This is a genomic window from Paenibacillus sp. AD87 (assembly GCF_001659845.1).
Taxonomy (GTDB): domain Bacteria; phylum Bacillota; class Bacilli; order Paenibacillales; family Paenibacillaceae; genus Paenibacillus; species Paenibacillus marchantiae.
Genome location: NZ_LXQN01000007.1, coordinates 2,926,091 through 2,951,655 on the forward strand (window position 1 = coordinate 2,926,091; position 25,565 = coordinate 2,951,655).

The 25,565-nt window shown below is 45.2% G+C and carries 17 protein-coding genes; 3 read left to right on the forward strand and 14 right to left on the reverse strand.

What is annotated here, in order from left to right; genetic code table 11:
* Window positions 1-13: 13 nt before the first annotated feature.
* Entirely contained in the window at window positions 14-964 is a 951-nt protein-coding gene (locus tag gpAD87_RS12680; protein WP_064638717.1) for an ABC transporter permease, read from the reverse strand.
* Between the two features lie 91 nt (window positions 965-1,055).
* On the reverse strand, window positions 1,056-2,663 hold the full coding sequence (locus gpAD87_RS12685) for an ABC transporter substrate-binding protein (RefSeq protein ID WP_064638718.1): 1,608 nt from the start codon (window positions 2,661-2,663) through the stop codon (window positions 1,056-1,058).
* A 255-nt stretch (window positions 2,664-2,918) separates the two neighbouring features.
* Between gpAD87_RS12685 and gpAD87_RS12690 the strand changes: the two genes are divergently transcribed.
* Window positions 2,919-4,421 (forward strand): carboxypeptidase M32, encoded by a 1,503-nt coding sequence (locus gpAD87_RS12690; RefSeq protein ID WP_064638719.1) that lies wholly within the window; start codon window positions 2,919-2,921, stop codon window positions 4,419-4,421.
* Window positions 4,422-4,527: 106 nt separating this feature from the next.
* Here the strand turns inward: gpAD87_RS12690 and gpAD87_RS12695 are convergent, their stop codons facing one another.
* From gpAD87_RS12695 to gpAD87_RS12710, 4 genes are all read right to left on the reverse strand, one after another.
* Window positions 4,528-5,745, reverse strand: a complete 1,218-nt coding sequence (locus tag gpAD87_RS12695) for an MFS transporter (protein ID WP_064638720.1) — start codon at window positions 5,743-5,745, stop codon at window positions 4,528-4,530.
* A gap of 227 nt (window positions 5,746-5,972) precedes the next feature.
* Complete coding sequence (locus gpAD87_RS12700; RefSeq protein ID WP_064638721.1) at window positions 5,973-6,287, reverse strand: hypothetical protein; 315 nt, start codon at window positions 6,285-6,287, stop codon at window positions 5,973-5,975.
* Window positions 6,288-6,517: 230 nt separating this feature from the next.
* On the reverse strand, window positions 6,518-9,766 hold the full coding sequence (locus gpAD87_RS12705; RefSeq protein ID WP_064638722.1) for a bifunctional cytochrome P450/NADPH--P450 reductase: 3,249 nt from the start codon (window positions 9,764-9,766) through the stop codon (window positions 6,518-6,520).
* 263 nt (window positions 9,767-10,029) lie between these two features.
* A complete protein-coding gene (locus gpAD87_RS12710) occupies window positions 10,030-10,959 on the reverse strand; it encodes an NAD(P)/FAD-dependent oxidoreductase (protein ID WP_064638723.1) in 930 nt (309 codons plus the stop codon).
* Between the two features lie 398 nt (window positions 10,960-11,357).
* Here gpAD87_RS12710 and cyoE point away from each other — a divergent pair, with 398 nt between their 5' ends.
* Window positions 11,358-12,281 (forward strand): heme o synthase, encoded by a 924-nt coding sequence (gene cyoE, locus gpAD87_RS12715; RefSeq protein WP_442950736.1) that lies wholly within the window; start codon window positions 11,358-11,360, stop codon window positions 12,279-12,281.
* 106 nt (window positions 12,282-12,387) lie between these two features.
* Here the strand turns inward: cyoE and gpAD87_RS12720 are convergent, their stop codons facing one another.
* From gpAD87_RS12720 to gpAD87_RS12735, 4 genes are all read right to left on the reverse strand, one after another.
* Complete coding sequence (locus gpAD87_RS12720; protein ID WP_064638725.1) at window positions 12,388-14,157, reverse strand: ABC transporter ATP-binding protein; 1,770 nt, start codon at window positions 14,155-14,157, stop codon at window positions 12,388-12,390.
* A complete protein-coding gene (locus tag gpAD87_RS12725) occupies window positions 14,154-15,899 on the reverse strand; it encodes an ABC transporter ATP-binding protein (RefSeq protein ID WP_064638726.1) in 1,746 nt (581 codons plus the stop codon). The genes gpAD87_RS12720 and gpAD87_RS12725 overlap by 4 nt, the downstream gene beginning before the upstream one ends.
* Window positions 15,900-16,035: 136 nt before the next feature.
* Complete coding sequence (locus gpAD87_RS12730; RefSeq protein ID WP_064638727.1) at window positions 16,036-16,767, reverse strand: Stf0 family sulfotransferase; 732 nt, start codon at window positions 16,765-16,767, stop codon at window positions 16,036-16,038.
* Window positions 16,768-17,251: 484 nt separating this feature from the next.
* On the reverse strand, window positions 17,252-18,472 hold the full coding sequence (locus tag gpAD87_RS12735; protein ID WP_064638728.1) for an MDR family MFS transporter: 1,221 nt from the start codon (window positions 18,470-18,472) through the stop codon (window positions 17,252-17,254).
* Between the two features lie 147 nt (window positions 18,473-18,619).
* Here gpAD87_RS12735 and gpAD87_RS12740 point away from each other — a divergent pair, with 147 nt between their 5' ends.
* Window positions 18,620-20,386: an ABC transporter substrate-binding protein gene (locus gpAD87_RS12740; protein ID WP_064638729.1), complete on the forward strand. Its 1,767-nt coding sequence runs from the start codon at window positions 18,620-18,622 to the stop codon at window positions 20,384-20,386.
* 72 nt (window positions 20,387-20,458) lie between these two features.
* Here gpAD87_RS12740 and gpAD87_RS12745 read toward each other — a convergent pair whose 3' ends face one another.
* From gpAD87_RS12745 to gpAD87_RS12760, 4 genes are all read right to left on the reverse strand, one after another.
* A complete protein-coding gene (locus tag gpAD87_RS12745) occupies window positions 20,459-21,334 on the reverse strand; it encodes an SDR family oxidoreductase (RefSeq protein ID WP_064638730.1) in 876 nt (291 codons plus the stop codon).
* Between the two features lie 31 nt (window positions 21,335-21,365).
* On the reverse strand, window positions 21,366-21,845 hold the full coding sequence (locus gpAD87_RS12750) for a hypothetical protein (RefSeq protein WP_064638731.1): 480 nt from the start codon (window positions 21,843-21,845) through the stop codon (window positions 21,366-21,368).
* 120 nt (window positions 21,846-21,965) lie between these two features.
* Window positions 21,966-22,523, reverse strand: a complete 558-nt coding sequence (locus tag gpAD87_RS12755) for a MarR family winged helix-turn-helix transcriptional regulator (RefSeq protein WP_064638732.1) — start codon at window positions 22,521-22,523, stop codon at window positions 21,966-21,968.
* 229 nt (window positions 22,524-22,752) lie between these two features.
* Window positions 22,753-25,386: a PAS domain S-box protein gene (locus gpAD87_RS12760; RefSeq protein ID WP_064638733.1), complete on the reverse strand. Its 2,634-nt coding sequence runs from the start codon at window positions 25,384-25,386 to the stop codon at window positions 22,753-22,755.
* Window positions 25,387-25,565 lie beyond the last annotated feature (179 nt).

The window sequence follows — 25,565 nt, forward strand, 5'->3', positions numbered from 1 at the left end:
GTCTCCACCCCCTTCATTTTTTGCTTAATCGAACTCGTGGATCGACCAAACCATACAACAAATCAACGATTAGATTTACAAACACATAAGCTACCGTGACTAGCAGCACAGAGCCCTGAATAACCGAGTAATCTCTTCGACTAATCGAATTGACGATGAGCTGCCCCACTCCCGGAATATTGAATAGCGTTTCTATAACCGCTGCACCAGTAACGAGCCCACCGAACGATTCACCAATAACTGTGAGAATAGGGATGAATGCAACGCGTAACGCATGTGTATATACGATCGTTTTTTCTCTGACACCCTTGGCTTTGGCGGTTTTGATAAAATTGCCGTACATCACATCCAGGATGGAGGATCTTGTCATTCGGGTAATGAGCGCTGCCTGAATGATGCCGAGCACGATGCCAGGGAGCAACAGATACTTGATATGCTGCCATAGCCCCTCACTTAACGGTTGATACCCTGCAACGGGAAGCCAGCGCAGCTTCACGCTAAAGAACATGACCAGCAATGATCCCAACAGAAAACTCGGAATGGAGATGCCCAGCATGGAGAAACCCATCACCGATTGGTCCACGATGGTCCCTCTTCGCTTGACTGCTGTAATGCCAAGGAACAAGGCGAGAAACACACCAATCACCTGTGCAATGATCGCAAGGGACAACGTAGGCGCCAGTCGTTCAAAAAAAGCCTCTGTCACAGGCTTGTCCAGAAAGATGGACTCCCCCAAATTGCCGGATAACAGCCCCAGCAACCAAATGCCGAATTGCTCATAGATTGGTCTGTCCAACCCCAGCTTGCTTCTTAGTTCATCGATATCCGCTTTGCTCGCCTCTTCACCCAGTAGAATCGCAGCGGGATCACCAGGTGTGACATGAATGATGGAGAACACCACAATTGCTACTACAAACAGGACAGGTATCAAGGACAATAACCGACGAACAATATATCCACCCATATGAGTGCCACCTCACTTTCCAATGGCAAACAGAAAGGCGTATTCCTGTGGAAGCGATGCTACGCCTTTTCATCCGCTGCCTTCCTTTTAACTAGTTGTTATTGGTTATATTCCAGAAGATCGGGCCCAAAATGTTCTGGAAACCACTGATATTTTTCGATAGCGCTGTAACCTGTTTGGTATGCCCGATCTGAGAGAATGGAACTTCGGTCCATACAAATTGCTGCAATTCATCAATGAGCGGTCTTGCGGCCTCTACTGAATCGGACGTCCGGATTCCTTGAAGTAACTCGCTCAGTTTCTCGCTTTTCAGCAGCCCTGCTCCGCCTCCCCAGAACGCATACTGGTAGAACGTCGGACGGAACGCATAACTCATGGGGTAGATATCCCACCCTGTGCCTGTCCCGAGTTTTTCTTGCAACGTAGGCCAATCATAGACATCCAGCTTAACTTTGACGCCAATCGACTCTAGCTCCTGCTGCAAAACAACCGCTACGTTATATTGATCCACATAATCTCTCGTCGTGAAAATTTTAATTTCTTCGCCGTTATAGCCTGCTTCCTGAAGTAATTGCTTTGCTTTATCCGCGTTAGCTTGGCTGTACGATTCTTTGCCTGCTTCCGAATACCAGTTCGGATATTCAGGTAGAACCAGAGAGGATGTCTTCACATAAAATTGTGGATCACGGAATGCCGATGTCAGTATGTCATCCACATTCTGAACGGCATTGACAGCCTGCCGAAGTTTGACGTTCTTGAACAAGCCGTCATTACTGTTATAGAAATATCCAATCATGCCTCCCGGACTGAGAAAGGTTTGCAAGTCGGGATTGTCCGCAATCTGCTGTTCATTATCCACAGAGATATTCAGCGCAATGTCGTATTCCCCGGAAGTAATCCCGGCAAGGCGGGTTGACTCGTCTGTTACGAAGCGGAAGTACAGGTCATCGACCAGCGCTTCCTTTTTGCCGCCTGCTCCATCACTCGGCTCGGTCCGGGCGGAGTAATCGTCATATTTTTTCAAATGAATATATTGATCCTGCTTCCACTCCTCCAATTGAAACGGACCTGTACCGATGAATGATTTGATACCTTTATCATCTGCTTCATCAACCACTTCTTTCGGATAGATCGCCGCTGCGGGAATTGGATCAGCTAGAAGTTGCAGTGTTAGCAGAAAAGGTGTTCTCAATTGAAGTACGACAGTATACGGGTCCGTTTCTTTGGCCTCGGCACCCACAAAGTTCGCTTTACCATGACTCGACAGTTTGATCCAGCGATTCAGGGAAGCGACAACGTCCTCCGCTTGCAGTTCCTTGCCATTATGAAACTTCACACCTTGGCGCAGATGGAATGTATAGGATAACTTGTCGTCGCTGATCTCATAGGATTCTGCCAGCAGCGGAATGACTTGTGCATCTTTATCCAACGTTACCAGCTGCTCATAGATCTCGCGTGAAATATCCTTAACCGCTGTATTGGAAGACACATGTGCATCCAGTGTGACCGGTTGTGTTGGGTAGCCAATGTTCAGCGTGCCGCCTGTCTTTCCTTCAGCCGATGTCTGCTGTACCGGAGTTTCACCGGTTGTTGAAGAGGCCTGTGTATTCTGCTGGCCTTCACCACCTGAAGCGCAACCTGCCAGAAGCAGGAATGCCAGAATCATCATTAAAGCAGGCTTGGTATGTTTTCTCATCATGTAACCCCTCTCGCTCTCATGCATAATGTTAAATCCAATTTCACTGTCCTGAATGATATACAAGTGTTCATGTCGGATTAGTGTAAATTGGTATTTTCAGGCTAAGGGAACAGAGGTCTTTTGTAAAATAAGCAATCGTAATGTGTTGATTCATTTTTTGTAATCTACGAAAAAGCGTGATTCTCTGTACTTCCAACTATTCCGATGGTAATATACAACTTAAATTTCATCCTTTATCTGGAAGGAGTCACGAACATGACAACGATACAACGCTTGGATGCTGCACTTGCGGCACATATCGAGAAGGTTGAACATTATAAACAGGTACAAACCCTGCTTGCCTGGGATGCTCGCACAGGGGCACCTCGAAAGGGCGCATCCTACGCCGCACGAGCCAAAGCAACATTGGCTGGAGAACTATTCAAGTTACAGACCGATGCTGATTTCGGTTTGCGACTAGAGGAAGCAGCACAACAAGAGGACCTTGATGAGCTATCCAAGCGAATTATTGCAGAGCATTGGAAAACGTATAAACGCTGGAGTGCCATTCCGATAGAGGAATATCAGGCATTTGTACAGCAGCAAGGTCTTGCAAACGCCGCTTGGCTGGAAGCCAGAGCTGCCAATGATTTTTCCATTTTCGCTCCGCATTTGAAACAGATCTTCAATGCAAGCTTGAAGTTTGCCGGATACTGGGGATACGATCAGCATGCATATGACCCACTCGTGCAGCAGTTTGATCCTGACCTGGATAAGGTAACGTTGGATCGCATTTTCAGTGAGCTCAAATCCGCTCTTATACCGCTGATCCGTCGTGTCACCTCTTCCGCTAAACAACCGGACACATCCATATTCACTCATCCCTTCCCACTTGAACAGCAGCGGCAGCTTGGGATCGAGCTGTTACAAGCCATTCGCTACGACTTTGATGCCGGGCAATTCGGTGCAACCGTGCACCCATTCAGTTCTGCCATCAATCCTTACGATGCACGTCTCGCAGCCAAATTTGTTGAAAATGACGTTCGCGTTTCCTTGTGGAGTGCTTTACATGAAGGAGGCCACTCGCTCTATACACAGAATATTGACCCCAACCTGATACATACTGGACTTGGGATCTTCACTTCGTACGGCATTCATGAATCCCAATCGATCTTTTTCGAGAAATTCATTGGCAGACATAAAGGCTTCTGGGAAAACAACTATTTTATTTTGCAAAAAATCAAACCTGAAACGTTTGGCCATGTGAGTTTGGATGACTTTTATTTTGCTTTAAATGCAGTAAAACCAACGTTTAACCGTTTTGAGGCCGATGAACTTACCTACAACCTGCATCTCATTATTCGGTATGAGTTGGAGCAGGCCATTATTGCTGGAGAAGTGGATTACGAAGGATTGCCTGAAGCATGGAATGATAAATATGAGGAATATCTGGGGATTCGTCCCCCGACTCATCTGGAAGGCATTTTACAGGATGGACACTGGAGCGCAGGATTTGGATTATTCCCTTCCTATACACTCGGGTTTGTCTATGCAGCACAAATACACAAAGTCATCCGCCGTGAACTTCCCGATTATGATCATTTGATTGAATCAGATCATATTGAGACAATTACCGGATGGCTAACAACTCATATTCATCAATATGGTAAATCAAGATCGGCGGACGAGCTAATCAAGTCCATCACCGGTAAAAGAATTGATACCGCTCCATTGATTCATTACTTAACGGATAAATACGAGCAGCTCTATGAACTGTAATGATTGTGTGATTCTGCACAAGAAAAAAAGCGAGAGTAGCTCCTCGCTTTTTTTGTGTATCATTTTTTAAATGGAATGTTGTATGGATTGTTACACCCTACCAGCTCTACCCATTCAAAATCCTTTTCTTCAAAATACGATTCACTTGCTCCGAGCTGGCCAGCATCAGGAAAAGGAAAACAAGTACAACCAGCGGGAAAAATCCGATATTGGTTTTCGCAGCGAGAACGCCAAAAAGCGGAGGAAGCAAAGTGGTTCCTGTGTACGCCAGTGCCATTTGGTATCCCATCAATCGGGCAGAATTCGCTTTGCCGAATCGAGTTGGAGTTTCATGCAGAAGTCCGGGATAGATGGGTGCAAGCCCCAATCCAATTAGCATAAATCCAGCCAGTGCAAACGAAATGGATAATGGAAGCAGCAAGATGATTCCACCCACAATGGCGGTCACTTGACCCGCCAGAATTAACACTCGATTTTTTATTTTTAACGTGATAAAGCCTGTTATCAACCTGCCTATCGTAATACCACCGTAGTATAAGGAGATCCATCCCGCAGCCGTTTCTGCCGAGATGTTTCTTGCTCCTACCAGATAGCTGGCTCCCCATAAACCGACCGTCGTCTCCACGCCACAATAAAACAGAAATGCGATCAGTGAGTTTTTGACTCCCTTAATCTTCAATACATTCCGTTCGGGTCTGTTCTCACTCTGTACTAACGTGTTGTCCGCTTGCACAAGATCTGATTCGTTATTCAGACTCGCACTCTCCCGACTTGCAGCAACACGCTTCCACAACGGCAACGTGGCAAACAAAATCAGGACAAGACAGCACTGGACGACGGCTACAGCTGTATACCCGCTTCTCCAGGAATGATGTTCCGCAATGTAATACGACATAATGATAGGCCCTGTCGTCGCGCCCACACCCCAGAAACAGTGCAGCCAGTTCATATGGTGTGCCTTGTAGTGCTCTGCTACATAATTATTCAGCGCAGCATCAACGGCTCCAGCTCCAAGACCCAGAGGAATGGCAAGAATGACGAGCCATACCAATGAAGGTGCGAAGGAAAATCCAAGGAGTGCTCCGGCAGTCAGACAACAGCTAATTAACGTAACCTTGCCTGTTCCCCATTTTTGAATAACCGTGCCACTTGCCAAGCTTGAAACGATGGTTCCCGCTGCAACAACCATTGACAGAATTCCTGCTGACCCAAACGAAGCGCCAAGTTCAGGCCACATGACGGGCCAGGCTGAACCTAGTAGGGAGTCCGGAATCCCCAGACTGATAAACGCAAGGTAGATAATGATAAGAAACCAAGTTGCCATAAATAGATCCCTTCCCTGCATATAAATTAAAAGTAAATAAAACACAATAATGCTGATTAAACTTCTTTATTTATATACTTTATAAAGTTTATTTATTATATTGCGTCAAAAATTTTTCTTTGTCAATAGATCGTATCAGCCAAATTCAAACAGCCGCCGATCTGGATGAGAAACTCCAGATCAGCGGCTGTTTTTCGGATAGGTAGCATTATTCAATGATTAATTGATTAATAGGTGACAAAGCCCTCATAGGTAACAGTCCACGTATAGCCTGTCTGACCATCGACTGATTTTAATGTAAGTATTCCCCTGTACGGATCAACATTATAACTTGCTGTCATAGGGATATCACCAAGCGTTGGGAATTGAGATTTGGGTAGAATGGTCTGCCAGGTTATATACTTTTGTGCGTAAGGAACTACTTGTGTACTTTCTGGTAAACTACTTGTTGAAGTTGAAGGTACACTAGCTGCAAAAGATGTAGAGCCTAGCGTGAAACATGCAACGACAGTTAAAAGACCGACCATAAGTTTCTTTATCATCTTCATCTTCCTTTCGTTTTGGAGTACAGTTCTATCATATAAGATAGATTTCTATTAAAATGTAATATTTGTCATATAGTGAAAATATTTGATGTAAAATGTGTGAACTATTATTTGATTTTGAAGTATATAACTTAGTTGATGTGAACACATACTGATCTTTTCTCTTCTCACATCATCCTACAACATAAGAAAAAGGCGGCTTATCGCCGCCTCCTTCTTAACGTGTCTCAACATACAGGAGCCTTAGCCGATTCAGCAGTTCGTTTACCTGCCCACACGTCCTGAACGTAACGGCCCTCCGCCTGGAGCTGATTGAGCCAATCTTTTGCCTCCTGAAGGGTTGCACCTTTCGCCTTCTGGTATGCTTGCCTCAAAGTCTCTTCGACGGCGGGAGCCATTTGGCTTCCGTCACCACATACGTAGATTCTCCCTTTTTCATCAAGCAAATGAAGCAAATGTTCGGCTTCCTGCAACATCAGATGCTGCACATACGTTTTGGGCGTACCCTCCACACGTGAAAAAGCCGTATGCAGCTTGACGATGCCTGCCTGTTCGTATTGTTCAAGTTCTTGACGATATATGAAATCCGAATCATTCCTGCAACCAAAGAACAAATGTGCTTCACTCAGTGGCAATCCCCTCTCTTTTAGCACAGATCTGGCCTGGAGGAAACCTCTGAACGGTGCAACACCCGTCCCTGGACCCAACATAATAATTGGAACATCCGGCTCTTCTGACAGCACAAATCCGGATTCTGGCGTACGTACAAACATCGAAATACTCTCTCCCGTCTGGCAGTCTGCCAGATAGGATGAAGCCACACCACGGAATTCACCGTTGCCGCTCCAAGCAGGCTCTTTCACAACGGACACTGTGATGCTCGCCTGCTTGGCATTAAAGTGTGGAGAGCTGGATATGGAGTAATACCTGGGTTTGAGTGGAGACAGCAGTTCAAGGAATCTTTCGAACGGCAGCTCACAGGCCTCATACTTTTCCAGCAGTTCAAGCATGGTAGTTCTGTTTTCAAGTAAATGTTCCCTGTAGTTGTTTTCTTCCAGCATCGCCTCGAGTTCACGCTTATGAGGAGGGCATACCGTATGGTTCGCCAGCTCCTGCAACTGCGTTCTTGTAACAGGTGCTTGCAGCTCAACACAGGAACGGAGCAATTCATTCACTTTGACAGGACGGTTCAGAGGAAGATGTGTCAACTGTGTTTCGTTCGAAGTTAATTGGATCTGAACGTCCCCTTTTAATCCGAAACGATGCAGGATGCGATTCACGATTTCATCTGCATTTAGGGGCAATACGCCAAGATGATCGCCTTCTTTATAGGTCATGCCTTCAGGAAGCAGTATCTCAATGTGACGTGTACTCCGCCCACTATCCATGGCCTGAAGCTCTTCATTTACCACTATAGTGGCATAGCTGGCATTGTAGGTTCGTGCAAGTGGCAGATCGGCTTTCTCGCGAACAAATTCCATTTGAATTGTACTTCGTGAGGAGTGCTCCATAGATTCCTCGCTAATCCCCAATGTGTTTAACATCTGAGGCCACAACATCCGCTGCCACTCTTCCACTTGTTTCTCCATATCCCCGCCTGCATCGACTTCTCCCCGAGGTAACAGCCTGTTGCCTCCCAAGCCCGCAAGCTTTTCATCGACCATTCGAGGAATGCTTTGGTATGTACCGGACCAGCTCCGATCCCCGCAGCCCAGAACTGCATAGGTCACACCTTGCACCTTCTCTGACTCGGCTTCCTTTAACCACTCGATAAATGCCGCTGCATTTTGCGGAGGTTTACCATTATACGAAGCTGTCACGATGAGAACGATCCCCTCTTTTGGCAAGCGGCCAACCCATTCATGCAATGTTGCGGCTTCGCTTGGAATTCCATAGGAACGGGCTTTCTCTGCAAAAGCTCTGGCAATGCCTTCTGCCGTCCCCAGGTTGGAGCCGTATAGAACCAGTATTGTTGGATTGGCATTTACGGAAGTCGTCATCGATTCCTTCATAGCACTATGACCAGCTACATTTGTATGCATACCCTGATCCTGATTCGGCTTTTCATCCGAGTGAGCAACAGATGTACTCAGTTTCTGTGAAACGGTCCGTGCTCTCACCTGTATTCGAAAATCACCTGGTTTTAACGTTAACGTTAACGTTTGTTTCACATCCAACTGATAATTGCTATAGTCTACCAGTTCAAAATGTTTAAGTACCATACCGAGTACAAGGGTTGCTTCATATAAAGCAAACTGCATGCCGATACACGCTCTCTCCCCATTGCCAAACGGTTTATACGCATGGTGAGGAACTTGAGTCGTATCTTCAAAACGTTCCGGGCGGAATAGCTCTGCATCCTCTCCCCAGGCGCCTTTGTCACGGTGAAGCTGAGGCAGAAGAATACTGCAACTCTCCCCTTTTTTCAGTGGATATTTGCCACCTATGACGGTGTCTTCTTTGGCATAGACGTCAAATCCCGGAGCGGTTGGCCATAGACGTAGCGATTCGCTAAGAATCATGCGGATATAAGGAAGCTGAAGAATTTCTTCGTACTGTGGTGAGTCACTCACCAATACCCGGTCCACCTCATCATAGGCCTTTTGAAGTGCTTCTGGATTGTTCAGCAAAAAATAAAGGGCAAATGATAACAAACCACTCGTCGTTTCATGTCCGGCAATGAGGAACGTAATAATCTGATACCGAATATTCTCATCGTCCAGCGTTTCTCCGGTTGCCGGATCTTTGCCATTCAGCATACGAGCGAGCAAGTCAACCTCTTCAGGAGCAGCACTTGCTTTACGTTCCTCAATAATCTGATCAACTAATGAGAACATCGTTTGGATGTCTTCCTCGAACTGTCGTTTGGTTTTCACCATCAGCAGATTTTGGATTTTCAAGCGCGAGCTTTTCTGCATAGCTTCATTTAATGCACGGACCATACTTTCGATAAAAGGACTGTGGTCCTGTCTGTAAAAGCTGTTAAATCGATAATTGAAACCGCATAGTCCAATAGTATCCAACGTAAGTCGTGTCATGTCGTCTGCTACATCAATGGTGTCGTTGGAATTCAAACGTGCCCATTTGTTTATCAATTGTTCGGCTATATCGACCATCATTGGATGATAACCCTTCATCGCCTGTTTACTAAAGGTGGGAAGCAAAATATTATGTGCCTTTTTCCAGTTCGGTTCGGATGTTCTGCTTGTAAATAAACCATCACCTCCAAAGGCACGTACATTTTCGAGTTCATTGTATACAAATTTATCAAAACGAGACACGTCACATAACTCAGCCACCAAATCTGGGCCAGATACGATCAATCCGGAATAACCAGGAACGGTCAGTCGATATATCGGTCCATACTCCTCAGCTAGCTGCCCAAGGGACAATGTTGGTTTCTCTTTATCAATCAAGGGCAGATTCCCGAGTGGTCCATACATTTTGGGCTGTGGAACGTTAGTTGCAATGCTCATTTTAAACACCCTCTCCCAGAGTATAATGTGATAGTATTATCTATCATTTGATACAACTATAAACCGTTAACAAATTAAAATCAAATATTTGGCTTATGCCAATAACGGACGGAACTAGTCCAACTTAGTGACAGAGAAGACCTAGTAAAAGATCTACTAAACACAAAAAAGGAATCGCGTTTGCAATCCCCTTTTTGATCTGATCTATTTTGTTGACTTATCGTTTGTGCAAAGTACTGGACAAGAAACCGTACATCGTTATTCTACGGGTTTAAATGTTTACCGCGCTCATCCCAAGCTTCCATATTAAGCTCACTGTTAATCGTTACAGCGGTTAATGCACCAAGGGATGCCGCAGTAATGGCCTGGTACAACTCCGATGCTGCATCTCCAGCGCTGAACACACCCGTTACGGTCGTTTTGCCGAAATCATCTACAACGACCGTACCCGCATCCGTAACCTCACAGCCTATCGTCTGCGGAAGTTCTGATCCAGCCGTTAGTTTCGGTCCAAAGAAAATCCCTGTGCACGAGATTTCGGTACCATCCTCTAACACCACTTGCTGCACCATGCCATCGCTTGATTCAATGGATTGAATTGGAGAGTCCCATACCGGAACTCCATGCTGCTTCAATTCCTCCCGCTGCTCATCCGTTAATTCATCCGGTCCATTCGTACAAATGGTAAACTGGCTTGTCCAGCCGGAAATGGTCTTGGCCATATGAAATGCCTTCGCTCCATTCACAATGATGACAAGCCGTTGATCTCTTAATTCCCAACCATCGCAGTAAGGGCAGACAAAAGCACTCTTGCCATATACCTCTTTCAACCCGTTAATATCCAGTGGAAGATCTTTTTTCCCGACTGCAAACAAAATTTTCTTCGTGCGATAGACGACTCCTTGGGCCGTTGTAACTTGAAAATCACCATCTGTTCCTGTCACTGAAGTCGCTGTGTCCCCTACAAAATGAACAGACGGGTAAGCGCTAATCTGTTCTTTCGCAACCTTCCGAAATTCACGTGGACTTGCGCCATCTCTCGTCAGAAAACCGTGTGTTTCACGCGTAACCCAATTGCGCGGGCGTTCATCATCTATGACCACAACATGTTTGCGAGCTCGTCCTAGTACAAGTGCAGCATTAAGACCCGCTGGTCCTCCGCCAATAATTAATACATCCATCTTTTGATCCATATTTAACACCCTTTCCAGATATTCAATGTCCTTTATTGTTACAAAAAAAAGCCTATACTGATTATACCTTTCCGCTTGCAGCTATTCTCTAATAGCAAAAAACGTAAGAGGAGATCACTCAATACCTTTAAAGATCTCTTATATCTACAATAAACAAATACAACTCAATATGCAAGAAAAATATTCATTTCTTGTTATTGCTACTATTTGGTTTCAATGACCTGTATCACAGAAAATCATTTTTAACAATTAAAAAAAACCGTGTTTTTAAATTGTTCACAATCAAATGACATTATTTTAAAACCTAAATCGTTAATTAATTCACATAGTGTATTGGATGCTATAATAAGACCACGAGATATATAAGAATAGATATAGGAAGTGAGTTCTTGAAAACATTGAATAAAGGGTCACGGCCCGAAATCAGCCTGGAGTATACTAGCTCGATTCCGAAAGTATTCTTTGATACGATCAAGATCGGAATTATCAAATCCAATCTGATCGCCATGTTTGCAGGTTTAAGTTTGGCTTTGTATGTATTTGATGCATCCATTTTAGCTAATATTGTACCCATTATCCTCTCTGTCATCGGGTCTTCCCTGATTATCGGAGCGGCCGGGGTGTTTAACAATTTGTATGATCGGGATATTGATGCGATCATGGAACGCACCAAAACACGTCCGACGGTAACTGGTCGTGTAGATACCAAAACAGGTTTGATCCTCGGTATTGCCATTACGATTATCGGGGGCATCATGTTGTATATCGCTTCCCCTTCGGCTGCCGTATTCGGCATATTGGGACTGTTGCTGTACGTGTTCCCTTATACGATGTGGACCAAGCGGACAACGGTATACAATACGGAAGTAGGAAGTCTTTCAGGCGCTGTTCCTCCACTCATTGGTTGGGCAGCCATTTCGCCAGAACTGGGTCATTATGAAATTTGGGCTTTGGTTGTAACCATGCTGTTGTGGCAGATGCCTCACTTCTATGGCATTGCCATCCGGAGATTTGATGAATATAAAGCGGCTGGCGTTCCCATGCTTCCTGTTGTAAAAGGAATCAGACGGACATACATCCAGACGAATGTTTATCTGGTATTGTTGTTATTCTCCAGCTTCTTGTTCTGGCCGCTGAGTCCGTTCATTGCCATTGTTGCGTTTCTGGTAACCTTGGCGTGGCTTATTCTTAGTGTGGCGACTTTCGATAAGAAAGAAACCAAGAAATGGTCACATAAAATGTTTATTTTCTCCATTAACCACATCACGATTATCTTCCTGGTCATCATTGCGTATTCATTGATTGCACAGCTGATCAAATAAAGATTGACCAAATGAGCAATAATATAAGCCGTACAGATCTTAACTCTTTCGAAAAGAGTTGTCTGTACGGCTTTTTTTTCATTTGTTATATATCGTATATCTTATCTTATCCCACTTTAACCGGTGTTTGCTCACCTTGCCAAAGTAGTTGCATCTCTTCATTTGTAGCAAGCAAATCTGATAAGCTGCCCTCGGCCTCAATTTGTCCATCCTTCATGACGATGATATGATCTGCCTTCGCAAGTGCTGCTCTGCGGTGAGACACCGCAATACACGTGACATCCGGCTCCTGGAACAAACCTTCCCAGACCTGTTGCTCGGTTTCCACATCCAGTGCACTGGACAGATCATCGAAGATGAACAAGTCAGCTTCCGTCATCAGCATGCGTCCGGTTGCCGCGCGCTGAATCTGGCCACCCGACAGCATAACACCTCTTGGACCTACGGATGTATCGAGTCCTTGATCCAGGTTTTGAATATCCTTATCCATAACAGCCAAGCGAATGGCTTTTGCAAGTGTGATTTCTGTACGGCCCTGTTTGCCCTGAACGATATTTTCTTTCAGCGTATCACTGAACAGTCGGGGTACTTGCGGCGTATATGCTGCTCTGGGCGGCATCAAGAAGGTAGCGGGATCTACATCTTTACCATTCCAGCGAATCGTGCCCTCCTGTTTAGGCAGCAGTCCCAGAAGTGTGCGGACTAGAGTCGACTTGCCAGAACCGATCCGTCCAGTAATGACCAGAAATTGTCCCCGCTTCACACGGAAGCTGATATCCTGTATTCCATTTGCAGAATGAGGATATTGGTACGCCAGATTGCTGATTTCCAGCTCTCTTAGCTTCTCTGAGGGATCTCTCTGCTCATTAGGGAGCTCAGGTGGATCTTCATTCAGATACGTCTCTCTGAAATCCATGATCCGGTCTTCCTCACCAGGACGAAACAGGGTTCTCATCCGGTCAAATGATACTTTGAGCCGTTTATGCTGAAATACCATATAGCCAAACAATGAAATACTAAAGCCAATATTGGCAAGATAACTGGTAAACAAGGCAAAATTACCTACGGTGAAATTGCCGGATTTCATCTCGGCTGCACACATCAGAAGAATGAGACCTGTACAAATACTCATAACATGCTGATTAAGTGATCTCATCCACTGTTTGAACAGATTATCCCGGAGTGCTGCCTGACGACGTTCTTCATTGAGTTTGTTAAAACGAGTAGAGACATGCTCTTCTGCCTGCCCCAGTTTCAGTGCCTGCACAGCCCCAAAGGTTTCAGCAATGAAACTGGTGATTCGTCCTGTCGATTCACGATTGACCTGTGCATATCGACGAGCCCGATTACCAGACAAGTTATTTAGCAACGTTACGACTACCAGTGGCAATACAGCTACCAAAGTAATTTTCCAGTTAATGTTCGCCATGATGACGATGGATACGATGGCGAACACAAGCCTTCCCCAAAAATCCACCCAGGATTCCACATACTCAACCACTTCATCCACATCATCCCGAAAGCGACTCATCGCTTCCCCCGGTGAAGCTGGTAGATTACGTCCTGGCCAGCGCATAATCCCAGCGAGCATATTGGTACGCAGAATGGCCTGAATATGGTAGATATACGTGATCCATGCATAGAATGCGGCAAAAAACGTCCCTACTCTTACCGCTCTGATCAAAGCAATGAAGATCAGCGGAGCTGCCAGCCACATATAATCACTGGAACCCGCTGTTGTTCGATCAAAGAACCACTGCATCCCGATCCCTATTGCCAGCGGCAAAGAATGGAATATACACCATAACAATCCGTTGATCAAAAATAGAAAAGGCCTGAATCGAAATAAACGGCCTATAAATCCTGTTACATTCACGCCAATTCCTCCTCTCGCCCTGTAATCAGCAATCTGGCATAATGTGACGCCGGATCACTGGCGAGTTCTTCTCTGGCTCCGAATTCCAGTACCTTGCCATCACCCAGTACCATAATCTGATCTACCTTCTCCAAAGTAGCCAGGCGATGTGCAATGATAATTCCCGTACATTGCTTCATCAACTGGTCGATGGCAGACTGAAGCATGCTCTCTGTAGCGGCGTCCAGCCTTGAGGAAGGCTCATCGAGAATAACCAGGCTAGGTTCAGTCAGAAATACTCGCGTCAAGGCAAACAATTGAGCTTCCCCAGCGGACAATGAAGAACCACCTGCCTTCAGATGTGTATCCAACCCTGCGGGCTGTGAGTCAATCCAGTGACTTAATCCAAGTCGATCCGTTGTCTCCTTAATGATCTGATCCGAGACGTCCTGGTTGAACAGCGTTAAATTGTCTCGCAACGTACCATCGAACAGCTGTACATCCTGCGTAACCATACCAACCCTTCGGTAGAGCGCAGGCAAGGTAAGCTCTGTAATATCTTTGCCACCCACACGAATTGTTCCGCTATCCAGATTGTACAGGCGCAGAAGTACACGACTGAGACTTGACTTGCCGCTACCTGTACGACCGATGATGCCCAGCCGTTCGCCAGGTTTAATGGCAAAGTTAATATTCTGCAATACAGGTTTATCCTCGTTATAACTGAAGTTCACCTGCTTGAATTCCAGACCAAGCGGCCCTTCTGGCAGCTGATCCTCTCTTCCGTTTTCGATCTCACTGCGCAAAGACAACAATTCTCTCGAACGAAGCATGCCTGATTTTGCCTTCTGAAACTCTTGAACCTGATCGCCCAACATCTCAATCGGATCATTAAGCATCTGTGTGTATTGATATATCAGAAACAGGGTTCCGATGCTGATGATGCCTTGCATGTAGTAATGAACACCGAGCAGAAGTACCGCCGTGACTGCAAGTGCGAACAGAATGACTGTCGTATTCCATGGAATAACCCGAAGCAGCCAGGCTTTCCTTCCCTTTTGAAATACAACACGCATCGTACGATAAAAGCGATTCATCACATACGGGACATGCCCGTTCGCTTGAACATCTTCAATTCCCGCAATACGCTCTTCAATTAATCCGAACAAGGATGCACTCGCTTCCCGCTCATTTTTGGAAGAGTTTACTCCCAGATTCCGAATGAACACCATAAACAGAATCGATAACAATGTAAACACCGTCATGACGATCGCAATCGGTACGTTTACACTGAACATAAATCCGAGGATTCCGGCAAGTAAAACAAAGCTCCCAACCACTTGCACAATGAACATGGCGAAGAAGTTGGAGATACTCGTCACATCACCATCCACCCGTTCAATCATCTCTCCCGGTGTTTTCACATTATGAAACCGCATATCCAGACGCAGACAATGCTTCAGGAGATCTCCCCGTAATCGGTTCGTTGCCCGCCAGGCCACATCGTTACCCAGATAACTTACGGCTACTGTAATCAGTTGATTTACAACGGCAACAACCAGAAACAATCCGGCAAGCTGGAACAGGTTAGAAAGGACTCCCCCACTTGCGGCCGTATCAATGAATCGTTTGATAATTTGTGGATTCAGGAGCTGCAGTCCCGTTGACGTTAGCAACATCACCATAAGTAAGGCCAATCGTCCTTTGACGGGTTTTAGATATTGCAGCAGCCAGGACATGGAGCGTTTCTCTGTTTTGGGCATAGCCCCTCACCCCTTCAAATAACATTTCTATTTCATTTTGTGATTCAAAGCATTTTGGTTCCTCACTAAGATGAATCATACATAATAACAATAAATGCAACATTTCCAACCCGTGGATGAATCTTACCAAGTGTGTTTACCATTTAACATTCTCCCAATCCCTCTGGCATTCTTCCCGAAATCTTTGCACCCATTGTTCAGAAATCTCGTCTGCGATCGGGTCAAAGAAAGGGGGCGATACGGCAACACCGTCAGATTGAACATCCAAAAACTCTAGCACTTTCATGACGGTCCCCTCGTAATCTGCTATAAAATCCTCATAAACAATCGTCAGCGGCACAATGCCTGACTCGGACAAGAAATCTTCAATTGCTGCTTCGCACATGTTACTCTCCACAAGTAGATGTTTAATCGCATCAAAGTTATATTGATCTGCAATATCTTGTAACTGAGGGCTGTCTCCATACTTTCTGTGCCATTCACCCGAGACGATGGCTCTCCACCAAGACACAGCCAATCTGACTTTGTTGCGACGTGTCATGTAAATATGCTTGGTGCAATTAGGGAAACCCGTACTCCATACCTCAGCCCTTGACAACGCTGTTGGCAGACTATAGAGACTGCGGAATGCGTCAATCCATCGTTGTTCAAAATTAATTTTGATTCCGAATAATCCGTTTGACGTTGTTCCCTGATCCCAGATCTGCTCCAGATCTTCACGCTTTAATGTGTCTGGGCTCTTATGCTGATAATGCAGCCACTCGCTCGGATATCCTGCGACACCCGTAGAACTTAATGCTTCACCCAGCAGAGTACTGCCGGTTCGTTGGGAAAACCAAATGGTATAACTTTGAGTAGGTTGTTTCATATCGCTGCCTCTCTTTCTGCCCTTAGGGGTAGTTTCATACCAAAAAGCACTGCAAAATCTCCCTTCCATGTGCAACAAATTGAGTGGAAATGCATGCAAAAAAGCCATAGATGAACTAATGTTCATCTACAGCTTGTAACAATAAGAGAACCATATGAAATAAAAAGCGTTTCCGGATTTCTCCTCTGCACGCAATAATGATGAGCGTCCACGACAGGGGTGCACAAACATGACTGTCCAAACGCCAACACCAAAAACATTGGTTAAGTCACTTGCTCATGCGTATTCAGTTATCGATTTAGAATTCGCCCTGTCTGGAACATATTCATCTTAACCACCCGTCACACATATTTGTTGTTTATTGTATTCGCTCCACCGTAATCCGTCAAGATAATATTAACTCAGTTGTTATTTTCTTCATATCTCTGAACATCATATGCTGTGATTTCAACGATCATAACCCAGATAGGGAATTTCTCTGAGATTAAACATTAACCTCCCTCTCCCTGGCGACAAGGCGTTTGTTCGCTACCATTAGAAAAGGCAGGCCGAGTGCTGTCGTCAGTGCCAGCGGTACAAAGATGAACAGACCATTGCCCACTCCAAATTGGGTTAATAACAGCCCTCCCAGAATCGGTGCCATGACGTTGCCCAAGTTATTGAATCCAATCGTGCCAAAGTAGGTTCCTTTCCATTCCGGTTTGGCAATACGGTCAATCAGCACATCCATCATGGTGAACATGAGTACTTCCCCAATTGTGAACATAATGACGCTGATCAACAGCAGCATAATGCCTTCAGCTATGCCAAACAGGAACAGACTTGTAGCGACTAGCAGGTTTCCAAGGATGAGGGGCACAACCGGTGGGAATTTGCTGGCCACCCGCACGATCGGGTATTGTACCACAAGTACAGTCAATGCATTAAGTGAAAGCATATAGGAATACACTTGACTTCCATGTTCAAAAAGTGGATTCTGGGCCACATACTGTGCCAGGGTCGAGCCAAAATGTCCGTAACCGAGTACGCAAAAAGTAGTCCCGATAAGTACCGGCAAAAATACGCGGTCGCGACCGGTGGTAGCCAAGGCATCTCGTAAACGAGGCGCAGTGACCTGAACGTGTTCCGGTAGGGTTGCACGCTGTGATTGAAATTGAAGGAACAAGACCAGGCCGTAAACAATATATACCATCCCGGAGATCATAAATGGAAACGTCGATTGGGCTGATCCAAGCTGAAGTCCGATAATGGGTCCGAACACAACCCCCAGATTAATGGCGGCATATCTGAGGTTGAAGACAAGCAGTTTATTTTGCGGTGGAGTAATATCCGATAGAAGTGCACGTGACGTGGGCTCAAACACTGCACGGCATAATCCGTTTAACGTATTGGCTACAAAAAATACCCACAGATGCTCAGCTGCTGAAAAGATAAAAAAAACGCATGCCCAGCCAAATACGGAGACCAGCATGACGATTTTGCGGCCGATTCGGTCTGAAATATAACCTCCGTAAAAGCTGACCATAACACCTGCTAGGGAACTGACCGCAACGGTAACTCCAGTTTGTGTAGGTGTGGCTCCTAGCACCTGAGTCAGATAAATAGATAAAAATGGGATGCTCATGGACGTAACGAGACGTCCAAACATGGTTCCAATAATGATTGTCCATGCTAAAGGGTGAATTTGCCGTAAATGTTGCTTCATGGGTATGGTTCTCCTGTTCTAGTTGTTTCTGTCTCAAAGGGGCTGTCTTTCCCTGTCTCTTTATGTATAATTGTATCGATCAAAGGGAGAAATAAAAGTGTAAGAAAATGATGGCACATTTCACCTTTTATGAAGGAGCACTTAAACATGGATACCACAACGACCCATTATGTACATCTTGCAACAGCAAAAGAACTTTCACTTAAACTTCATGAATCGGTTCCGGTAACCATTGACAGCCTTTCCGCTGCCCTATGCTGCACCCCACGCAACGTGAAGTTTATTCTGCGCAAGCTGGAGGAACAAGGCTTTATTCACTGGCAGCCCGGGCGAGGCCGGGGACATCATTCTGAAATGACGTTGCTGCGCAGTGTGAATGAGGCGCTTGAAGAGAGCTTTTTGGAGCTCATAGGCAGAGGCAAAATGAAGGAAGCGATCGAGTTGATCGGCACCACAGAGAAGAACGAGTCTCTCCGGGAGCGGCTGCTGATTTCGTTAAATAAACAGATGGGATTCCACAGTCATGCTGAAACGGCCTCCGGTAAGGATGTGCTGCGCATGATGAGATCACGCAGACTTACAGGGCTGGACCCCGCTTATGTTTACACCGCTTTTGAAACCTATCTGCTGGGTCAGGTTTGCAGTACTCTGATCACCTATGATGTCAAAACCGAAACCTTCCTTCCAGAATTGGCACATATGTGGGAGTCCAGTGAGGATCATAAGATGTGGACTTTCTATCTGCGTAAAGGAGTGCGGTTCCACCATGGGCGGGCGATGACCTCCCGGGACGTCAAAGCAACCTTGCAGCGAATTCAGGATCTGGACAGCCCAATGAGCTGGCACTATCGGGATGTCGAGCGTGTCGAAGCTGATGGAGATTACTGCATCCGCTTTTATTTAAGTCGTCCCAATCGCTTCTACCTGCACTTGTTCAGCTGTATTCCCATGACGATTCTTCCTTATGATGCAGATGTATCCAAAAAACTGATCGGTACCGGACCCTTTCAGATCATTGAAATGAATGAAGATGTTTTGGTGCTTAGTGCCTTCGATGGGTATTATGGCATCCGTCCGCATCTTGACCAGGTGGATATTTGGTTTGTACCAGAGCTGGGCCCTAATGAACATCATTATGAATTACCAAGAACTGACCGAATGAAGCTGAATACAAGCAACAATGAAACGACCCTTGTCAATTATCCAGCACTGGGTTGCCGATATATTTTATTTAATTTCCACAAAGCAGGGATCCATCACCAATTGGAATTTCGACAAGCACTTAGACTTGTTTATGATCCAGTTCGTTTAGTAAAAGAGCTTGGCGGAAACCGAATTACACCAGCGAACAGCTTTCTTCCCTGGAAAAGCGCGGTAACAACATGGCATGAAACTTCGCTTGTGGATGCCAAGAAGCTGCTGATGCGAAGTGGTTACGAGGGAGAGCCTATCATTCTGTCATACCCGGTGAATAAAGGTTTAAAAGAAGCCAATTGGTTACAACAGCGCGGAAAAGAGATTGGTTTGAACATTGAGCTTCATCTCTCTGCTCACTATCCCCATCCTGATAAATACAAGGATGCTACATTGATGATGGCTGAGGAAATTTTGGAGGATGACTGGCAATTTGGTATGATTAATTACTTCAAAAACAAATCCAATCATTTGCACGCTTACCTAACGCCTGCAGTACAGTTCATCCTGGACCAGAAATTAGACCATTTCGCCCAGCTGGATAACGAGAAACGATCGGTACTGCTGGATGAAGCAGAGGGATTGCTGCGAGATAACTGTTGGATTTTACACGGTTGTCACATGAACAAAAAAGCCCAGCTGGACCAAAGTATCTTCGGCATGCAAACGGCTGAGTTTGGGTTCATGGATATCTCCAAACTATGGATCAAAAATCAGTAGTGAGGTTTGTTTCACACCCAAAAAATCCCCCTAAAGAATTTTTAGGGAGATTCTCCTTAGTTCACTGCATGGTTATGGCCTCGGTTTAAATGCATCCCGATACTCTTCCAGGAATGCATCGAGCGAGCGAGGCTCTCTGCCGAGCAAGCGTTGAACGGTATCTGTCGGCTTCTCAGACACAACGGTAGACATCGTCTGGATTTCCACAACGTGGTCTGCGAGCCAAGAAGGCATCTGTCCATGTTCGATCAGATCAGTTCGCAACGCCTCAGGTTTGAGGTTAACGAACTCGATCGGTCGATTGAGCACGATGGACAATTTATCTGCAATCTGTGGATAGGTGAACGTTTCGGAACCCGTCAACGTATATATGCTGTTAACCGACTTGAACCGTGTCATTACTTTTGCGGCAGTATCTGCGATATCCCGGCTATCGATGAAGTTGCACGGTGAATCTCCAATACAGCCGAAGAACATATTCTGGGTTGTTATGGTTGATGCGAGACGCAGCAAATTTTGCATGAATGCATAAGGTCGCAATATTGTATACGTAATTCCGGATGTCACGAGTGCTTGCTCGATATCGGCATGCCATTTTGCTATAGCTACAGGTGAACGTTCCTCATAAGCTGGACTGGATATTTTGACGATATGCTTCACTCCCTCTTGCGCAGCTATGTGAATAATGGATGTCTCTAATTCCACTTGTCTTGGATTGTTGGATAACGCAAGGAATAGTTGGCTGGCACCGGCCAAAGCTCTGCGCATCGATTCAGGATCATTCGCATCGGCAGTACAAAGTTCAACACCGGACAATGCCAAGTCCACGATTTGTTGACGAAGCTGATCCGGCTCTCTGCTTATTGCCCGAACGGGAGCGCCGTCCTCTATCAAACGTCTCAAAAGTGCATTTCCAATCATACCTGTTGCTCCAATAATAGTAATCATGTTCCCATATCTCCTTCTCAAATGTATCCATTTATTTTGTAAAGGAAGCTCTCCAACGCCATGTCATGATTGTGCAGGCTAATGCACCGGACAGGGGAAAATCGAACCCGACATGATCCAGCCAAATCCATGAAAGACTCGGGTTTACAATATGCAGCATGTTGGAAATCCCCCACGAGGCCATAAGGCCAAGCATTGCGCCTGCAAGTGAAAAGCAACCCACGACGATCACACGGGGCGCTTTCGTCACCCAGCGTCTACAGCTTCCACGATTACGCAGCCAGAGTCCAATAACTAAAGCCATCAGCAGGGACGCCCCTCCAATCGTTGTTAGGGCTCGTAACTGAAGCACTTTATCGGCGGTAACGATTCCCCCGATGCTTGCCATAATGGCAGGCGATAAGTAAGCTGGAATTAATTCCCGCCATAACACAAACGGTTTTTGGCGAGGCTTTGCTGATCGAACAGCATAACTTTCCTCTGATCGAATGGGGTCTTTTTGGTTCAACATATCACTACTCCTTTCATTTGAAATTAAACTCTATGTTACACTATGTAATTAGGTGCCTAACTATATCGTGATGAAAATGGGCTAGCTGATCTAGCCCGTTTCACCTTTCTTGTTATGCTCCTAGGATTTGGGTTCAGAGAGGTCGATTGACTCATCTGTAAGTGCCGAGATTCCTTGGGTTACACGCCCCAGCAGATCGAGAAACACACTCCGTTCCTCAATTGTAAGCAAGCCGACCATCGCTTCCAATCTGGCAAAATGCTCCGAAGCCATATCCGTCAGCTTTTTGGCGCCTTTGGCTGTCAAGATGACTGACTTCTGACGGCCATCGACTGAACTCGTCCGACGAGCGACCAGTCCATCGCGTTCGAGAATCTCAATTAGACCAGTTACGGTTGCACGAGTAACGCCCAGATTTTCCGCGAGTTGAGAGGGCAGCTCTTCACCATCGTTATCCTCTAGATCTGCTAACAGACGATAACGACCTGTCGATAAACCAAATCTGGCGAAGTGAATTTCCGCAGCATGCCCAAGCTTGGCTCCCGCTACCATCAGCCTGGATGCAACAAGCACGGCTTGTGCATCCACATCTAATTGATAGCGATCGACCTGTCGCTTCGTTTGTACTAACGAGGGGATGAGATACATGTCATTTGTTTCTTTATTATGGTTGCTCATAGATATAATATGGCGCCTAACTATATATTTGTCAACTTTTATTCACCACTTTCTATCCACTCCGATTTCCGTCTAACGTTAAAGAGCCGTTGACTTATCACAAGGATAAGTCAACGGCTCTTTTGTCCAACAAAAGAGAATCCGTTCATACACATAAAGAAATCTTAAACCATGGGCATGTCTGCAATGGTACATACTATATATTCTCCATTGTCATGTTCATTGCAAATCATAAATCTGTATGTTTCTTGATTTTGTAAAACTCCTCCATCACTTGCATAATGGATTCACTTTTTATCGGTTTGCTTACATATGCATCCATTCCAGCCCTCAGACATTTGTCCATATCCCCTCTAACAGCGTTCGCAGTAACTGCCACAATATATGGACAAGCGTCTGGTGTCAGGGCTTCCTTAATCGCTTGGGTTGCTTCAAATCCATTCAGTCGAGGCATGTGTACATCCATAAAAACAATATCGTACCTATTTCGTTTAACAGCGTCCACCGCTTCAATACCGTTCTCCACGTAGTCCACGAGGTGTCCTTTTTTCTCAATCATTCGGCGCAAGACAAGCTGGTTCACTTCATTGTCTTCTGCGATCAGAATTCGCAACAGATCCGTCTTATGCTTTTTATGTTGAAGATCGTATTTGTTGATTTCCTCTATGTTACTGGTTTTAAACGAAACTGTAAAAACAAATGTAGTCCCCGGATCGTCGGACTCTTCAATCCAAATATCACCGTGCATAAGCTCTACAAGCTTCTTGCTGATGGCCAGTCCAAGTCCAGTACCTTGAGGCTTGCGCGTCATGAAATTCTCCAATTGGTAGAAGGCTTCGAATAAATGCTTTCTTTTCTCCACTGGAATTCCAATCCCTGTATCCTTCACCTTGAACTGAAATTGAACGTCATTGTATTCTTGTCCGGTAACCTTCACCTCGATCTCAATACTGCCTTCCGGGGTGAACTTTACTGCATTACCAATAATGTTGGTTAGGACCTGTTTTAGACGGTAAGCATCTCCGAACAAAGGAACAGGAATGGCGTCATCCAGGCTTAAACGAAGATCCAACTGTTTCTCCCTAATCATTGGCGTTACGATATTAACCGTCTCTGTCACAATTTCCTTAAGATCAAAGGGCTCATCCACCAGATCGGTTTTACCCGACTCTATTTTGGAAAAGTCCAGAATATCATTGATAATCGCAAGCAACGAATCCCCACTTTTTTGGATGATTTCAATGTATTCCTTTTGTTCTCCACTAAGACCAGGCGTATCCAGAAGCAAATCCGTCATCCCAATCACGCCGTTCATGGGTGTACGGATCTCATGGCTCATCATCGCCAAAAACTCACTTTTGGCCTTATTCATTCGTTCGGCAGTCTCTTTGGCTACAAGAAGCTTTTTCTGTTCTGTTATATCTTTGGCAATCAGGTAGAACCCTACGTTTTTCTCATTAATAATGATTGGCGCAAGCGTTGCCAAAACTTCTGTCTCTGAACCATTTACGTGCTGAACGGCATTGATTTCTTTTTCAGCCATCTCATACTGGCTATTGAGAATCAACCCTAGATGGTAAGGTCCGATAAACCGACAGATACTGGTTCCAATCATTTCCACAACCGGGCATCCGGTCATTTTCATAGCTACCGGGTTGGCATTTATGATATTACCGTCCATATCAAAAGATATGATGGCATCATGATTATATTTTTTGAGTGAAGTATAACGTTCCACCGATTCCTGAAGTTTGAATTCGACGAGTTTACGCTCCGTAATATCCTGCAAAGTTCCGTTCAGCTGAATCGGTTGTTGATGCTCATCAAAAGTAACTAACCCTCGCAGATGAATATACTTTTCTTTACCAGCTGAGCCCAAATGCCGATATTCAAAATCAAGCGGTTGGCCTGTTTTCACCCATTCAATACAGTCCTTCAACCGCTGCTCCTCCGCCTGTTCCATGAATGCAAAGATATCGCTAGCCATATACTGCTTGTTGTTATCAATTTCAAACATCTCGTATATCTGATCGGACATGGAAACATGGCCACTCAGCATGTTCCACTCCCAACTGCCGATCATGGCTATCCGTTCAGCTTCTGCACTAATTTCCTCATGTTTCTTTCTCTCCGATATATCGCGACCAATGGCAAGGATTTGTTGTTCTTGCCCAGGCTCCCCGATAACCTTATAGGTGGTTTCAAACCAAAGGCTATGCCCATCTTTATGGCGAACCTCCATATTCAACATATGACCTGTGCTCAAATCAATCTGTGAGACACGTTCCAGGTCCTGCGGGTGGAACACGGCGGTATTGTTATTGCCCACCACTTCTTCTGGCGAATAACCAAGCAGATTATAAATGGAAGGAGAACAATAACGACAAATACCATCAAAAGTTGCAATATAGATAATTTCCTGAGCATTATCGGAAATAAGTTTGAACATTTCTTCCGTTTGAAGCAGTTTTAGTTCGGTTGTTTTATGATCCGTAATATCTACAACGTGGCAAATAAAATACAACGGTTCACCGCTGACCTCGTTTCGAGCCAATGATATATGCAGTGATATCCATAAAATATCTCCATTTTTCTGAATATAACGTTTTTCGTATCTGTACTCTTGCGATTTACTTTCACACAGCTCGCGCTCGTACATCAGATCCTGTGCAAAATCATCGGGATGGGTGATCTCCTGGTAATGAAGATCGATTAATTCTTGAGCTGTATAACCCAGCATACTGCAAAAAGCAGGATTCATTTTCATCCACTGTCCTGTTGGAGCAACAAGTGCAATCCCAATAGGTGCTTGATTATAAATCTGCTCAAACAATTCGTGATGATCGACCTTTTGAACCTGCATCTTAAGCTCTCCTTTTGGTGTATAAACACAATATTTGCTTAATACCCGAATTTTTAATTGTTGAAACATCTTATTTTCTAAACGTTTGTGTCATTAAAGCAGAATAGACCTGGATTCTATTCGCATGGAATCCAGGCAACTTTGTTTTATTTCATATAAACCATGCTGAACATGGGAAT

Coding starts and splice junctions, on each gene's coding strand:
- gpAD87_RS12710 (WP_064638723.1), bottom strand. CDS start 10,959: ATGGATCAAAAGATGGATGTATTAATTATTGGCGGAGGACCAGCGGGT.
- gpAD87_RS12680 (WP_064638717.1), bottom strand. CDS start 964: ATGGGTGGATATATTGTTCGTCGGTTATTGTCCTTGATACCTGTCCTG.
- gpAD87_RS12725 (WP_064638726.1), bottom strand. CDS start 15,899: ATGCCCAAAACAGAGAAACGCTCCATGTCCTGGCTGCTGCAATATCTA.
- gpAD87_RS12730 (WP_064638727.1), bottom strand. CDS start 16,767: ATGAAACAACCTACTCAAAGTTATACCATTTGGTTTTCCCAACGAACC.
- gpAD87_RS12740 (WP_064638729.1), top strand. CDS start 18,620: ATGGATACCACAACGACCCATTATGTACATCTTGCAACAGCAAAAGAA.
- gpAD87_RS12685 (WP_064638718.1), bottom strand. CDS start 2,663: ATGATGAGAAAACATACCAAGCCTGCTTTAATGATGATTCTGGCATTC.
- gpAD87_RS12700 (WP_064638721.1), bottom strand. CDS start 6,287: ATGATAAAGAAACTTATGGTCGGTCTTTTAACTGTCGTTGCATGTTTC.
- gpAD87_RS12755 (WP_064638732.1), bottom strand. CDS start 22,523: ATGAGCAACCATAATAAAGAAACAAATGACATGTATCTCATCCCCTCG.
- gpAD87_RS12690 (WP_064638719.1), top strand. CDS start 2,919: ATGACAACGATACAACGCTTGGATGCTGCACTTGCGGCACATATCGAG.
- gpAD87_RS12760 (WP_064638733.1), bottom strand. CDS start 25,386: ATGCAGGTTCAAAAGGTCGATCATCACGAATTGTTTGAGCAGATTTAT.
- gpAD87_RS12750 (WP_064638731.1), bottom strand. CDS start 21,845: ATGTTGAACCAAAAAGACCCCATTCGATCAGAGGAAAGTTATGCTGTT.
- gpAD87_RS12735 (WP_064638728.1), bottom strand. CDS start 18,472: ATGAAGCAACATTTACGGCAAATTCACCCTTTAGCATGGACAATCATT.
- gpAD87_RS12695 (WP_064638720.1), bottom strand. CDS start 5,745: ATGGCAACTTGGTTTCTTATCATTATCTACCTTGCGTTTATCAGTCTG.
- gpAD87_RS12705 (WP_064638722.1), bottom strand. CDS start 9,766: ATGAGCATTGCAACTAACGTTCCACAGCCCAAAATGTATGGACCACTC.
- gpAD87_RS12745 (WP_064638730.1), bottom strand. CDS start 21,334: ATGATTACTATTATTGGAGCAACAGGTATGATTGGAAATGCACTTTTG.